Origin of the sequence: Saccharothrix sabaoui (assembly GCF_051756985.1) — a bacterium.
Lineage (GTDB): Bacteria > Actinomycetota > Actinomycetes > Mycobacteriales > Pseudonocardiaceae > Actinosynnema.
The window spans coordinates 32,728-46,990 of the sequence record NZ_JBPKJK010000018.1; the positions used below are offsets into that span (position 1 = coordinate 32,728).

General features: G+C 74.7%; 7 protein-coding genes. 3 read left to right on the forward strand and 4 right to left on the reverse strand.

The features are described 5' to 3' along the window. Positions 1 to 50: 50 nt before the first annotated feature. Positions 51 to 800, forward strand: coding sequence for an SDR family NAD(P)-dependent oxidoreductase (locus tag ACR807_RS08295; RefSeq protein WP_438920619.1), 750 nt, complete (start codon positions 51 to 53; stop codon positions 798 to 800). A 114-nt stretch (positions 801 to 914) separates the two neighbouring features. Here ACR807_RS08295 and ACR807_RS08300 read toward each other — a convergent pair whose 3' ends face one another. Continuing rightward, the gene (locus ACR807_RS08300; RefSeq protein WP_438920620.1) at positions 915 to 2,444 is read right to left on the reverse strand and encodes a class I adenylate-forming enzyme family protein; all 1,530 of its coding nucleotides are present in this window, start codon (positions 2,442 to 2,444) and stop codon (positions 915 to 917) included. Between the two features lie 90 nt (positions 2,445 to 2,534). Between ACR807_RS08300 and ACR807_RS08305 the strand changes: the two genes are divergently transcribed. Further along, positions 2,535 to 3,323 (forward strand): carbon-nitrogen hydrolase family protein, encoded by a 789-nt coding sequence (locus ACR807_RS08305; protein WP_438920621.1) that lies wholly within the window; start codon positions 2,535 to 2,537, stop codon positions 3,321 to 3,323. A gap of 33 nt (positions 3,324 to 3,356) precedes the next feature. Here the strand turns inward: ACR807_RS08305 and ACR807_RS08310 are convergent, their stop codons facing one another. The 3 genes from ACR807_RS08310 to ACR807_RS08320 all read right to left on the reverse strand — a co-directional run bounded on the left by ACR807_RS08310 (position 3,357) and on the right by ACR807_RS08320 (position 7,608). Then, a complete protein-coding gene (locus tag ACR807_RS08310; RefSeq protein WP_438920622.1) occupies positions 3,357 to 5,021 on the reverse strand; it encodes a flavin monoamine oxidase family protein in 1,665 nt (554 codons plus the stop codon). A gap of 119 nt (positions 5,022 to 5,140) precedes the next feature. Continuing rightward, a complete protein-coding gene (locus ACR807_RS08315) occupies positions 5,141 to 6,673 on the reverse strand; it encodes an MFS transporter (RefSeq protein WP_438920623.1) in 1,533 nt (510 codons plus the stop codon). Then, the gene (locus ACR807_RS08320; RefSeq protein WP_438920624.1) at positions 6,670 to 7,608 is read right to left on the reverse strand and encodes an ACP S-malonyltransferase; all 939 of its coding nucleotides are present in this window, start codon (positions 7,606 to 7,608) and stop codon (positions 6,670 to 6,672) included. Before ACR807_RS08320 ends, ACR807_RS08315 begins: the two co-directional genes overlap by 4 nt. 222 nt (positions 7,609 to 7,830) lie before the next feature. Between ACR807_RS08320 and ACR807_RS08325 the strand changes: the two genes are divergently transcribed. Next, positions 7,831 to 14,253 (forward strand): SDR family NAD(P)-dependent oxidoreductase, encoded by a 6,423-nt coding sequence (locus ACR807_RS08325; protein ID WP_438920625.1) that lies wholly within the window; start codon positions 7,831 to 7,833, stop codon positions 14,251 to 14,253. Positions 14,254 to 14,263 lie beyond the last annotated feature (10 nt).

The following is a 14,263-nucleotide window of genomic DNA, read 5'->3' on the forward strand; positions in this document are numbered from 1 at the left end:
TACGGTCGTGTTCTGTTCCGATCGGAACAAAAATACGAAGAGGTCGCATCATGGGAACGCTCGAAGGCAAGACGGCCGTCATCACGGGTGGCGGGACGCGGGGGATCGGCCGCGCGACCGCCGCACGGCTCGTGGCCGAGGGGGCGCACGTGTTCATCACCGGCCGGCGGGAAGCCGAGCTGGCGGAGGCGGTCGACTCCATCGGCCACGGGGTCACCGCGGTGCCGGGCGACATCACGGACCCGGCCGACCTGGACCGGCTCTACGACGCGGTGCGCGAGCGGGGTCGGGGGCTGGACGTGCTGTTCGCCAACGCGGCCACCGCCTCGTTCGCGACGCTGGAGCAGACCACCGACGAGGACTTCGACCGCATCTTCGAGGTCAACGTGAAGGGGACGTTCCTGACCGTGCGGAAGGCGTTGCCGTTCCTCAACGACGGCGCCTCGGTGATCCTGAACGCCTCCACGGCCGCCGACCGCGGCACACCGGCGTTCGGCGCGTACGCGGCGTCCAAGGCCGCCGTCCGGTCCTTCGCGCGGACGTGGGCCAAGGAGCTCACCGGCCGGGGTGTCCGCGTCAACGCGGTCTCGCCCGGACCGATCGACACCTCCGGCATCACCGAACTCGTCGGCGAGGAGAACTCGGCCGCCTTCAAGGCGAACCTCGGCGACGAGGTCGTCGTCGGCCGGATCGGTCGCCCGGAGGAGGTCGCCGCCGCGGTGGCCTTCCTCGCGTCCGCGGACAGCAGCTACGTGGTGGGCGCCAACCTGTACGTCGACGGCGGCGCGAACCAGGTCTGAACCAGGTCTGAACCAGGTCCGGCGCCGCCGCGCGCCCCGGTGACGCGGTCCGCCCGGCACCGCCGCGCCGGGCGGACCGACCGGGTCTTCACCCGCCCGGGTGAAGACCCGGTCTCACGCGGTGCGGGCGGCGAGGGTCTCCAGCTGCTTGCGGTCGGGCTTGCCGTTGCGGTTGAGCGGGAAGCGGTCCAGCACCACGACCCGGTTGGGCTGCTGGTAGGGCGGCAGCACCGCGCAGACCCGCTCGCGCCAGTGCTCCTGGTCCTGCTGCCGCTCGTCCTCGACGAAGAACACCAGCGTCGAGCCCCGGCGGTCGTCGGGCAGCGCCACGATCTTCGTCACGCACCCGTGCCCGGCCAGCTCGTGCTCGATGACCTCGGGGTGCAGGGTGTGGCCGTTGCGGTGCACGGCCGTCTTGCGGCCCGCGATGAACAGGTTGCCCAGCGCGTCGAGGTAGCCGAAGTCGTTGGTGCGGTACCAGCCGCGCTCCACCGGCTCGACCAGCCCGTCCGGGCCGAGGTAGCCCTCCATCAGGTCCGGGTCGAGCACCTCGATCTCGCCCAGCTCGCCCGCGGCCAGCTCGGTGCCCTCGTCGTCGGTGATGCGGATCTTGAGGCCGTCGACGGTCTGGCCCGCGCCGACCGGGTTGTCGTTCGTGGCGAACGCGACGTTGCCCATCTCGGTGCTGCCGTAGCTGTCCAGCAGCGGCAGGCCGAACGTGGTCTCCGCGGCCTGCACGAGACCCGGGTCCAGCGGCGCGGCCCCGCTGCACAGCATCCGCGCCTTGCGCAGGTCGCCCGCCGCCTCGGGGCGCCGGGACACGATGTTGAGGATGCTGCGGTACGTGGAGGGGGTGGCGTCCACGACGGTCGCGCCGCTGACCCCGGCGATGCGCAGCGCGCGGTCCAGCCGCCGGTACGGGGCGACCACCAGCGAGCAGCCGACCAGGTACGAGATCAGCACCATGGACAGGCCGTACTGGTGGTTGAACGGCAGCAGCGGCAGCAGGACGTCCGAGGGCTCGTGCCCGACCAGGGCGGCGTTGCGCCGCAGGTTCTCCAGGAACCGGCCGCCGTTCTTCACCACGCCCTTGGGCACGCCGGTCGACCCCGAGGACCACATGACGAGGCCGTCGGGCAGTTCGGTCCACGCGGTGAAGTCCAGCCCGTGGTCGCGCGGCACCAGGCCGGCCGCCGCGGTGCTGATCGAGTAGAGGGGCACGACCCGCTCGTCGTCGCGCTCGACGGGCGCGTCGTCGTCGACGACCGCGAACCGGACGCGGGCCTGGTCGCACACCTGCCGGGTCTGGGCCGCCTTCTCCTGGTGGTCCACCAGGACGACGGAGGCGCCCACGTGCATCAGCGCGTACAGCGTCGACACCCAGGTGACCGAGTTGTCGGCCTTGAGCAGCACGCGGTCGCCGAGGCCGACGCCGAGGTCGCGCAACGCCTCCGCCGTCCGGAGCGCGTGCTGCTCGAACTCCGCCGAGGTCATCACCGAATCGGCGCCGAACATTTTCGCGGACATCAGTGCCGCACTCCTTCCCGTCGGACGGGCTGTGCGCCGGTCGAACGACGTCCGGCCATTCGTGGCGCACTCCCAGGTTATGGGCGGGAACGGCGACCGACGTCGGATCAGTTCCACGCGCCGGCCACCTCCGGGTAATTCCCGTCCGAATGGCCGCGTTCGGCTGATAACGTCCGGTCCGTCGCGCCGCGCGGAAAGGGATTCGTCATGAGGATCGCCTGTTGGCAGGCACCCACGCGCCCGGAGCGGGCCGCGACCGCCGTCCTGGCGGAGCTGCGCGAGCGGGCGGAGCGCGCGGCGGCGGCCGGGGCGCGCCTGCTCGTCACGCCGGAGATGTCGCTGTCCGGCTACCACCTGGGCAGGCGGGCGCTGCGGCGGCTCGCCGAACCCGCGGACGGGCCGCTGTGCGCCGGGGTCTCGGCGATCGCGGCCGAGGTCGGCATCGCCATCGCGCACGGGTGGCCGGAGGCCGAGGGCGGGCACGTCTACAACGCGGTGCGGCTGGTCGGCGCGGACGGCGCGGAGCTGGCCCGCTACCGCAAGACCCACCTGTTCGGGGACATCGACCGGTCGGTGTTCACCGCGGGGGACACCGGGGTCGTGCAGGCCGAGCTGGACGGGGTCACCGTCGGCCTGGTCATCTGCTACGACGTGGAGTTCCCCGAGCTGGTGCGGGCGCACGCGGTGCGCGGCACCCGGCTGCTGCTGGTGCCCACCGCGCTGATGGCGCCCTGGCACTTCGTCGCCGAGGTGCTGGTGCCCGCCCGCGCCTTCGAGAGCCAGCTGTTCATCGCCTACACCAACTGGACCGGCCGGGAGCGCGAGCTGGAGTACTGCGGGCGGACCAGGCTGGTCGGCCCGGACGGGGCGGTCGTCGCCGCGCTGGACGACGGTGCCGGCGAGGGCCTGCTCGTGGCCGACGTGGACCTGCCGCTCGTCGACCGCGCCCGCGCGGAGACGACCTACCTGGCCGACCTGCGCCCCGAGCTGTACTGAGCGGGGCGCGGGCCGGCCGCGGCGGGACCGGGGCTACAGGCGGATCGGGGCCAGCTCGTCGAACAGGTCGCCCGGACCGGGGTTGTCCGGGTGGGTGGCGCCGCCGAGGTGGTCGACCACGCCCCACACGGCGTTCAGCGCCGTGCCGACCGCGTTCTCCGCGAAGCCCGCCAGCCACGACACGTCGTCGCCCGCCATGAAGAAGCCGCGGTGCTCCTCGGCCAGCCCGCCCTGCATGAAGTGGGTGAACAGCTCGCGCTGGTAGCGGTACTGGCCGGGCAGGCACGCCTTGAACGCGCCCATGAAGTGCGGCTCGGTCTCCCAGGTCACGGCCACCGGCGGCGCGATGACGTGGGAGCGGATGTCCACGTCCGGGTAGATCTGGCCCAGCGACGCCAGCACGACCTCCAGCCGCTCCTCCGCGCTGAGCGTGGCGACCTTCAGCGAGTCGTCGTTCCAGGTGTAGGACAGGCACATCACGCCGGGCCGGTCGGGGCCGTCGTCGAACAGGTAGACCCCGCGCGGCATCCGGTCGGTCAGCGTCATGCCCATGACCTCGCGGCCGGTCTCCGGGTCGAGGTCGTGCCAGAACGGGCGGTCGGTGAGGACGAACAGCTTCGACGAGCCCATGTAGTGCGTGCGCTCCACCGCGATCCACAGCTCCGGCGGCAGCAGCTCGGTGTCGCACTTGATGCGGGAGAGCAGGTTCCAGCTCTGCGCGGTGAACACCGCGACCGGGAACTCGCGCACGTCGCCCGCCGCGTCCTCGACCCGGTAGCCGCCGTCGGTGCGGCCGATCCGGGTCGCGCCGGGCAGCGGCCGACCGCCGTGCAGCGAGGCCAGCGACGTGCCGGCGGGCCAGTGCGCGGCGCCCTCGGGCGCGTGCTCCCACAACCCCTCGGGGACCTGCTGGCTGCCGCCGACGATGAGGTACTGCTCGTCGCCCGCCTCGGTGTAGATGACCCGCAGGATGTCGAGCACCGAGTTGGTGAAGTCGGTGTCCCACCCGCCGCAGCCGAAGCCGACCTGGCCGAACACCTCGCGCTGCTCGAAGGAGGTGAACGCGGCGGTGGCGGCCAGGAAGCCGTAGAACGACTGGTTGTCCATCTCGCGCACCATGCGGTTCCACAGCGCCTTGACGGTGGTGATGTCCCGGCGCGCGATGGCGCCGGCCATGACCGGCAGGTCCGCCTTCTCGTGCAGCGCCTTGGCCCACGCGTCGGAGACCTGGCGCAGCGACAGGGGCAGGTCCTCGGCGGTGCGCGCCCAGTGGGTCTCGCCGCGCAGGTTGACCACGGTGCGCGGGGTCGCCGGGGACAGCGGGTTGGGGAACGGCCTGGCCCGCAGGCCGAGCTTGTCGACGTAGTGGAACAGCGTGCCGGAGGGGGAGAAGCGCATCGCGCCCAGCTCGGCCCTCGGTTCGGGGTGGCCCTCGAACCCGACGGTCCGCATCCGGCCGCCGAGCCGGTCGGCCTCGTACACGACCGGTCGCAGACCGAGCTTCATCAGCTCGTAGGCGGTCACGACCCCCGCGATGCCGGCGCCGATGACGGCCACCTCGGTGCCGTGCCGGTGCGCCGGGACCGAGCCCAGCCCGGCCGGGTGGTTCAGCCAGTCGTCGTAGGCGAAGGGGAAGTCGGGGCACAGCACCGTGATCGGCTTCGGGTGCCCGTCCTCGTATTCCTCGTTGGAGCCCATATCGTGTTACCTCGGTGATCTCGTCGTACCTCGGCAGGGGCGCTGAGCGGAATTGTTGAGAATGAACGCGACAAGCGCAGGACGAAGCTCGGGAGCTGTTCCCGAAAAGGCGCGGGAATTCAGACGCCCGCGGCGTCGTCCTCGTGCACGGGGTCCTCGATGACCTTGGGCACGGTGCGCAGCGAGACCAGGGCGACCAGGGCCAGGACGACCATCACCGCAGCGCTGAAGACCATGCTGACCCGGATGCCGCCGACGAACGCCGCCGCGGCGGCGTCGCGCACCGCCTGGGCGACCGGTTCGGGCAGCCCGGCCGCCGCCGCGGCCGTGGCGTTGAACGACTCGCTGACCTGCGAGGCCAGCGGTTCGGGCACGCCGGGCGGCAGCACGAACTCCGCCCGGTACACCCCGGCGATCATGCTGCCCATCACGGCGATGCCCAGCGACCCGCCCAGCTCGTACGCGGTCGCGGACACCGCGGCGGCGGCACCGGCCCGGTTGCGCGGCACGGTGCCCAGGATGGTGTCGCCGGTGACGGTCAGGGTCAGCCCGGCACCCGCGCCGAAGGCCACCTGCGCGACCAGCACCAGCACGTAGGACGAACCCGGCTCGACGAACGCGAACACCGCGAACCCGGCCGCGGCGAACCCCAGCCCGAGCGCGACCGACCGCGCCCGCCCGACGCGGTTGATCAGCTTCGTGGCCAGCACGCCCGCCGACATCGCGGCCACCGCGCCGGGCACGAAGGCCAGCCCGGACCGCAGCGGCGTCCACTCGCGCACCAGCTGGAAGTACTGGCTGATGATCAGCGCGAACGCGGACATGGTGAACACCGAGATCAGGTTCGACCCGACCGAGGCGCTGAACCCCCGGTTGGCGAACAGGCCCAGGTCGATCAGCGGCACCTCCAGCCGCCGCTGCCGCCGCCCGAACAGCCCGAGCGCGCCGACGCCCAGCAGCAGCCCGCCCAGCACGTCCACCGAGCCGAGGCCCAGGTAGAAGGCGCTCTTGATGGCGTAGACCACCGCGATCACGCCGACCACCGAGAGCAGGACGCTGAGCAGGTCCAGCCGCAGCCGCACCGACGTCCGCGACTCCGGCACGTGCCGCGCGGCGAGCAGCACCAGCGCGGTGACCGGGAGGTTGGCCAGGAACACCGACCCCCACCAGAAGTGGTCCAGCAGCACCCCGCCGACGATCGGCCCCACCGCGAACCCGGCCGCCGCGACGCCCGCGCTGGCCCCGACCGCGGCCGTGCGCGCCCGCGGCGTGGTGAACACCGCGCGCAGCAACGACGTCGTGGACGGCAGCACCGCCGCCCCCGCCACGCCGAGCAGCGCCCGCGCGGCGATCAGCAGCTCGGTGGTCGGCGCGTACGCGGCCAGCAGCGAGCCCACCGCGAACGCGGACATGCCCCACACCAGCACGCGCCGCCGCCCGAACCGGTCACCCAGGTTGCCCATGGTGACCAGCAGCCCGCCCATGGTGAAGCCGTAGATGTCCGCGATCCACAGCAGCTCCTCGGGCGAGGCGGACAGCTGCCCGGTCAGCGCCGGCACGGCCAGGTGCAGCACGGTCATGTCGACCGAGATCATCAGCTGCGCCAGGCACGCCGCGAACAGCGTGGCGGTGCGCGCCGGTACGGCGGTCACGCGGCGACCGCCGCGGTGCGTCGCGGCCGGAGCACGGGTTTGAGCGCCCCCTTCACGTCGGCGCGCAGCAGCGTGAAACCCCGGGCCAGGGAGGGCAGCCGGTGCAGCAGGTGGTCGGGGCCGGACACGAGGACGCGGCCCACGCCGAGCCCGCCCAGCCGGTCCACCAGCGCGGGCAGCCGCACGGCGTTGACCGTCGACTCCAGCAGCACGGAGGCGACGCCCGCGCCGGTGCGGACCAGCTCGCCGTCCTGGGCGGAGACCAGCGGCAGCACCGGGTCCCGGAAGTCGACCCCGGCGAAGACCTCCTCGGCCATCCGGTCCCGCAGCGCGCCCAGCAGCCGGGAGTGCGCGGCCGGGCGCATGGTCGTCAGCGCGTAGCCGCCCGCCGCGCGGACCCGGCCGGTGAACCCGGCGAGGTCGTCCTCCGCCAGGGTGACCAGGTGCACCTCGGTGTCGAAGCGGCCCGACACGTCGTGCTCGATGCCCTGCAACGCCGCCTCCAGCGCGTCCGGCGGCGTGCGCACCACGATCTGGGTGACCAGGTCCCGGTGGTGGGCGGTGAAGTAGTCCTGCTCGACGCGGGCCGCGGCGGCGACCAGCCGGACCAGCTCGCCCAGCGGCAGCGCGCCGCAGCGGACCACCGCCGCGCGCTCGCCGAAGCTGGACCCGCCGCAGACCACCGGCCGCAGCCCGTGCTCGGCCTCCGCGCGCTCGGCCAGCGCCAGCGACGCCAGCACGAAGGCGACCTGCGTGTGCTCGCCGTACTCGTCGCCCGCCTCGTGCAGCCCGTCCAGCAGCGGCGACCCGAGCGCGTCGTCGGCGGCGGCCAGCAGCGGCCGGGCGTACGGGTCGATGACCAGGAACCGCCCCAGTTCCCCGGCACGGGACGGACCCATGCCCGGGAACAGAACGGCGTCTGCGGTGTTGTCCACTGTGCACACCCTGCTTCCGGGTTCCTCTCGGGACGGCACCACGGACGCTAACCGCCCCGCGCCGCCCGGCACGTGCGTCTTCTCCACCCGCCGCCCACCGGGCGAGAAGTCGTCCTCCCGGCGTTCCGGCCGGGTTACCCGGGGGTGGAACTGTTCCGCACCGACCCGGCCGCGCCGCCGGCTAGCGTGACGACGAGTTGCCTGCCCACGGACGTCTGAGGTGTGCGGAGTGCGCGGATGAGCGAGGCGGATTACCTGCGGCGGCTCGACGGCCTGCCGCCGTCCGAGCAGCACCGGACGCTGCTGGGCGCGGTGCGCCGGGCCACCGCGGCGGTGCTGGACGACCCGGCCGTCCCGGTGGCGCCCGGTCAGAACTTCACCGAGCTGGGCTTCGACTCCCTGCTGGCGGTGCGGCTGCACGCGCTGCTGGTCGCGGAGACCGGCCTGGAGCTGCCGGTGACGCTGGTCTACGACCACCCGACGCCGGACGCGCTGGCGTCGTTCCTGCGCGCCGAGCTGCTCGGCCTGCACGACGCGCCGCCGCCCGAGCGGGTGGGTTCGGCGACCGACGACCCGGTGGTCGTGGTCGGCGTCGGCTGCCGCTTCCCCGGCGGCATCGACTCGCCCGAACGGCTGTGGGAGGTCGTGGACGGCGGCCTGGACGTCATCTCCGGCTTCCCGGGCGACCGCGGCTGGGACGTCGACGGCATCTACGACCCCCGGCCCGGCACGCCCGGCAAGACCTACGTGCGCGAGGGCGGGTTCCTGCACGACGCGGCCTGGTTCGACGCCGGGTTCTTCGGCATCAGCCCGCGCGAGGCGCTCACCATGGACCCGCAGCAGCGGCTGGTGCTGGAGACCTCGTGGGAGGCGCTGGAGCGCGCGGGCATCGACCCGACCGGCCTGCGCGGCAGCACGACCGGCGTGTTCCTCGGCGCCGAGCCCCAGGAGTACGGCCCGAAGCTCGCCGACGCGCCGGAGGGCCTGGACGGCCACCTGCTGACCGGCACCGCGCCGAGCGTGATCTCCGGCCGCGTCGCCTACGCCCTCGGCCTCCAGGGCCCGGTGTTCACCGTGGACACCGCCTGCTCGGGTTCCCTGGTCGCCCTGCACCTCGCGGCCCGCGCGCTGCGCTCCGGTGACTGCTCGCTGGCGCTGGCCGGCGGGGTCGCGGTGCTGGGCACGCCGGGCGCGTTCGTCGCGTTCTCCAGCCAGCGCGGCCTGGCCCCGGACGGGCGCTGCAAGGCGTTCTCCGACGACGCCGACGGCACCGCCTGGGCCGAGGGCGCGGGCGTGTTCGTGCTGGAGCGGCTGTCCGACGCGCGGCGCAACGGGCACCCGGTGCTGGCCGTCCTCAGGGGTTCGGCGATCAACTCCGACGGCGCGTCCAACGGCCTGACCGCGCCGAACGGCCCGTCGCAGCAGCGGGTCATCCGCGCCGCGCTGGCCGACGCCGGCCTGCGGCCGTCCGATGTGGACGCCGTCGAGGCGCACGGCACCGGCACCCGGCTGGGTGACCCGATCGAGGCGCAGGCGATCCTGGCCGCCTACGGCCGCGACCGCGCCGAACCGCTCAGGCTGGGCTCGATCAAGTCCAACATCGGGCACGCCCAGGCCGCCGCGGGCGCGGCCGGCGTGATCAAGGTGATCATGGCGATGCGGCACGACCGCCTGCCGCGCACCCTGCACGTCGGGCAGCCCGCCACCGCGGTCGACTGGTCCGCCGGCGCGGTCGAGCTGCTCACCGAACCCGTGCCCTGGCCGCGCCGGGACGCGCCCCGCCGCGCCGGGGTGTCGTCGTTCGGCATCAGCGGCACCAACGCCCACGTCATCGTGGAGGAACCCGAGCCGGTTGAGGCCGACGCCCCCGGGCCGGTCCCCGTCCCGCCGCTCATCCCGTTCGCCTTCTCCGCCGCCGACGAGCCCGCGCTGCTCGCGCAGGCCGAGCGGCTGCACGACTTCCTCGACACCGACCCCGACCCGGCCGACCTGGCGTTCACCCTGGCCGGGCACCGCGCCGCCCTCCCGGAGCGCGCGGTCGCCCTGGCCGCCGACCGCGCCGGGCTCGCGACGGCGCTGGCCGACTTCCGCGTCGTGCGCGGCACCGCCTCGGCGGCGCCGGTGGCGTTCCTGTTCACCGGCCAGGGCGCCCAGCGCCTCGGCATGGGCGTCGAGCTGTACGACGCGTTCGACGCCTACGCGGACGCCTTCGACGAGGTCTGCGCGCACGTGGACCTCCAACTGGCGACCCCGCTGCGGGACGTGGTGCTCGGCGACGACGCCGCCCTGCTCGACCGCACCGAGTACGCCCAGCCCGCGCTGTTCGCCGTCGAGGTCGCGCTGTACCGGCTGCTGGAGCACTGGGGCCTGCGCCCCGACTACCTCTGCGGCCACTCCATCGGCGAGTTCGCCGCCGCGCACGTCGCCGGCGTGCTCGACCTGGCCGACGCGGCGATGCTGGTCACCGCGCGCGGCCGGCTGATGCAGGCGCTGCCGCCCGGCGGCGCGATGGTGTCCCTGCGCACCTCCGAGGAGCACGCCCGCTCGCTGGTCGCCGGGTACGACGACCTCGGCGTCGCCGCCGTCAACGGCCCGGACGCCGTGGTGCTCTCCGGCGCGGCGACGAGCCTCGACCGCGTCCTGGCGGACTTCACCGGCAAGGCCAAGCGGCTCACCGTCAGCCACGCGTTCCACTCGCCGCTGATGCGCGGCGCGCTGGCCGAGTTCGGCCGCATCGCACGGCTCGCGGACCACCACCCGGCCCGTCTGCCGATCGTCTCCACGGTCACCGGCCGGATCGGCGGCCACGACGACCCGGACTACTGGGTCCGGCACGTCGAGGCCACCGTCCGGTTCGCCGACGCCGCGCGCACCCTGGCCGACGCGGGCGTGGGCACCTACCTCGAACTCGGCCCGGACGCCGTGCTGTCGGCCCTGGTCGGGGACGCGCCCGCCGGGGACGGGACGGGCGCGGTCGCCAGGCCCCTGCTGCGCCGCGACCGCCCCGAGGTGCCCGAACTGCTCACCGCGGTCGCCACCGCCCACGTGCGCGGCGCGGACGTCGACCTCACCGCGCTGGTCCCCGGCGGCCGGCGCGTCGACCTGCCCACCTACCCGTTCCGGCGCGAGCACCACTGGCTCGCCGCGCGCCCGGCGGCGGACGCGGTCGGCCTCGGCCTCCGCGGCGCCGGGCACCCGCTGCTCGGCGCGGTGGTCGCGGTCGCCGGCGGGGACACCGTCTTCACCGCGAGCCTGTCCACCGCCGACCAGCCGTGGCTGGCCGGGCACACCGTGCTCGGCGACGTCCTGCTGCCCGGCACCGCGTTCCTCGAACTGGCCCTGCACGCGGGCGGCGAGACCGGCGCGCCGTGCGTCGAGGAGCTGACCCTGGGCGCGCCGCTGGTGCTGTCCGGGCCGGTGGAGCTGCAGGTCGTGGTCGGCGCGCCGGACGAAGACGACCGCCGCCCGGTGTCCGTCCACTCCCGCCCGCGCGGCGACGACGGCCCGTGGACCCGGCACGCGACCGGCACCCTGGCCCGCGAGGTCACCGCCGACGCCGCCCCGGTCACCTGGCCGCCCACCGGGCGGGCCCACCCGCTGGAGGGCTTCTACGACGACCTGGTCGCCGGCGGCTTCGACTACACCGGCTCGTTCCGGGGCCTGCGGGCCGCCTGGGTGGACGGCGACGACGTGTACGCCGAGGTCGCCCTGCCCGAGGGGGAGGCCGACGGCTTCGGCATCCACCCGGCCCTGCTCGACGCCGCCCTGCACGCGATGTTCCTGCGCGAGACCGACGAGTCGCGCGGCGGCCTGCCGTTCTCCTGGAACGGCGTCCGGCTCTCCGCCACCGGGGCGACCAGCCTGCGGCTGCGCGTGTCGTTCCGCTCCGGCGACACCGTGTCGCTGCTCGCGGTGGACCCGACCGGCGCGCCGGTGGTCGTGGTGGACGCGCTGGTCGTGCGCCCGCCCGAGGCCGTCCGGCCCGCCACCGCGCTGCCGCCCGGCCTGCTCGCGGTCCGCTGGACCCCGGCGGCGACCCGGGACGAGCCGCTGCCCCCGCACACCGTGCTGGAGGTCGCCCCGGCGGGCGACGTCCTCGCGGCCACCCACGAGGTGACCGCCCGCGTGCTGCGCGCGCTCCAGGACCGCGACGAGTCGACCACGCTGGTGGTGCGCACCCGCGGTGCCGTGGTCGCCGGGGACGGCGACCCGGTCGACCCGGCCGCGGCCGCGGTGTGGGGCCTGGTCCGCTCGGCGCAGTCCGAGCACCCCGACCGCTTCGTCCTGGTCGACGGGGACGCCGACGCGGTCCCGGTGGCGCTGGCGACCGGTGAGCCGCAGGTGGCCGTGCGCGACGGCGTCCCGCTGGTGCCGCGCGCCGCCCACCCGGCCGACCGGGTGCTGCCGCCGCCGCCGGGGAACTGGCGGCTGGACAAGACCGGCGGCGACACGGTGGACGACCTCGCCCTCGTCCCGGTGGCGCACGAGCCGCTGGGGCCGAACGGGGTGCGGGTGTCGGTGCGGGCGGCGGGCCTGAACTTCCGCGACGTGCTCAACGCGCTCGGCATGTACCCCGGTGAGGCGGGGCCGCTTGGCTGCGAGGTGGCCGGCGTCGTCACGGAGGTCGGTGACGCGGTCGTGGACCTCGTGCCCGGCGACGAGGTCATGGGGGTCGCGCACGGCGCGATCGGCCCCGAGGCGGTGGCCGATCGGCCGATGATCACCCGCAAGCCCGGGGGCTGGTCGTTCGAGCAGGCGGCGACGGTGCCGCTGGTGTTCCTGACGGCGTACTACGCCCTGTGCGACCTGGGCGGGCTGAAGGCGGGCGAGTCGATCCTGATCCACTCCGCCGCCGGCGGTGTGGGCATGGCGGCGACGCAGTTGGCCCGGCACCTGGGTGCGGAGGTCTACGGCACGGCGAGTGAGGGCAAGCGGCACGTGTTGCGTGCGGCGGGGTTGGACGACGGGCACATCGCGTCGTCGCGGACCCTGGAGTTCGCGGACCGGTTCGCGGGGATCGACGTGGTGCTCAACGCGTTGGCGGGCGAGTTCGTGGACGCCTCGCTGCGCACGATGGCCCCGGGTGGTCGGTTCCTGGAGATGGGCAAGACCGACGTCCGCGAGGACGTGCCGGGTGTCGCCTATCAGGCGTTCGACCTGATCGAGGCGGGGCCGCGGCGCACCGCCGAGATGTGGGAGGCACTGGTTGGATTGTTCAACAATGGAGCATTGGAACCATTGCCGGTGCGGGCGTGGGACGTGCGCGAGGCGCGGGAGGCGTTCCGGTTCGTCAGCCAGGCCCGGCACATCGGCAAGGTCGCGCTGACCGTCCCCGCGCCGCTCGACCCGGACAAGACCGTCCTGGTGACCGGCGGCACGGGCGGCCTGGGCGCGTTGGTCGCCCGGCACCTGATCGTGAACCACGGGGTGCGCAAGCTGCTGCTGACCAGCCGCCGCGGTCTCGACGCGCCCGGCGCGGACGAGCTGCGGCGGGAACTGGTCGAGCTGGGCGCCCAGGTCGAGGTGGCGGCGTGCGACGTGTCCGACCGCGCCGCCGTGGCCGCCCTGCTCGACGGGGTGGCCCTGACCGGGGTGGTGCACGCCGCCGGCGTGCTGGACGACGGCGTGCTGGACTCCCTCACCCCGGAGCGGCTGGCCGGCGTGCTGCGCCCGAAGGCCGACGCCGCCTGGCACCTGCACGAGCTGACCGAGGGGCACGACCTGGCGCTGTTCGTGCTGTACTCGTCGGTCTCCGGCGTCGTCGGCGGGGCGGGCCAGGGTTCCTACGCCGCCGCGAACGCCTTCCTCGACGCGCTCGCCGAGCACCGCCGCGCCCGCGGCCTGCCCGGCCAGTCGCTCGCCTGGGGCCTGTGGCGCGAGGGCATGGGCAGCGGGCTGGCCGAGGCCGACGTCGACCGGATGAGCCGGGAGGGGCTGCCGCCGCTGACCGCCGCGGACGGCCTCGCCCTGTTCGACGCCGCCCTCGCCTGCGGCCTGCCCACCGTGCTGCCCGTCGAGCTGGACCGGGTCGCGCTGCGCGAGCACGCCCGCACCGCGCCCCTCCCGGCCGTGCTGCGGTCCCTCGTGGCGGCACCCGCGCGCCGCGCGGCGCGCGGCGAGGCGGCCGAGGTCGGGCTGACCGAGCGGCTCGCCCCGCTGCCCGACCACGAGCGCACCGAACTGGTGCGGGACCTGGTGCGGCACCACGCCGCCGCCGCCCTCGGGCACGGCGGCGACACCGCGATCGACGCGGGCCGGGCGTTCAAGGACCTCGGCTTCGACTCGCTGACCTCCGTCGAGCTGCGCAACCGGGTCAACGCCGCCACCGGGCTGCGCCTGTCCTCGACCGCGGTGTTCGACCACCCGACGGTGGCCGCGCTGGCCGAGCACGTGCTGACCGAGCTCGCGCCGCCGGTGGTCAGCCCGGCCGACGCCGTGCTGGCCGAGCTGGACCGGCTGGAACGCGGCCTGGCCGCGGTGAACGGCGGCGACGACGGCGGGCGGGCGGCGGTCGCCGGCCGGCTGCGCGCGCTGCTCGACCAGGTGACCGCGGTGGACGCGGTGGAGGCGGCGGCCGACCGGCTGGAAGCCGCCACCGCGGACGAACTCGTCGACTTCCTCGCCACCGAGCTCGGCATCTCCTGACCCGGGCGAC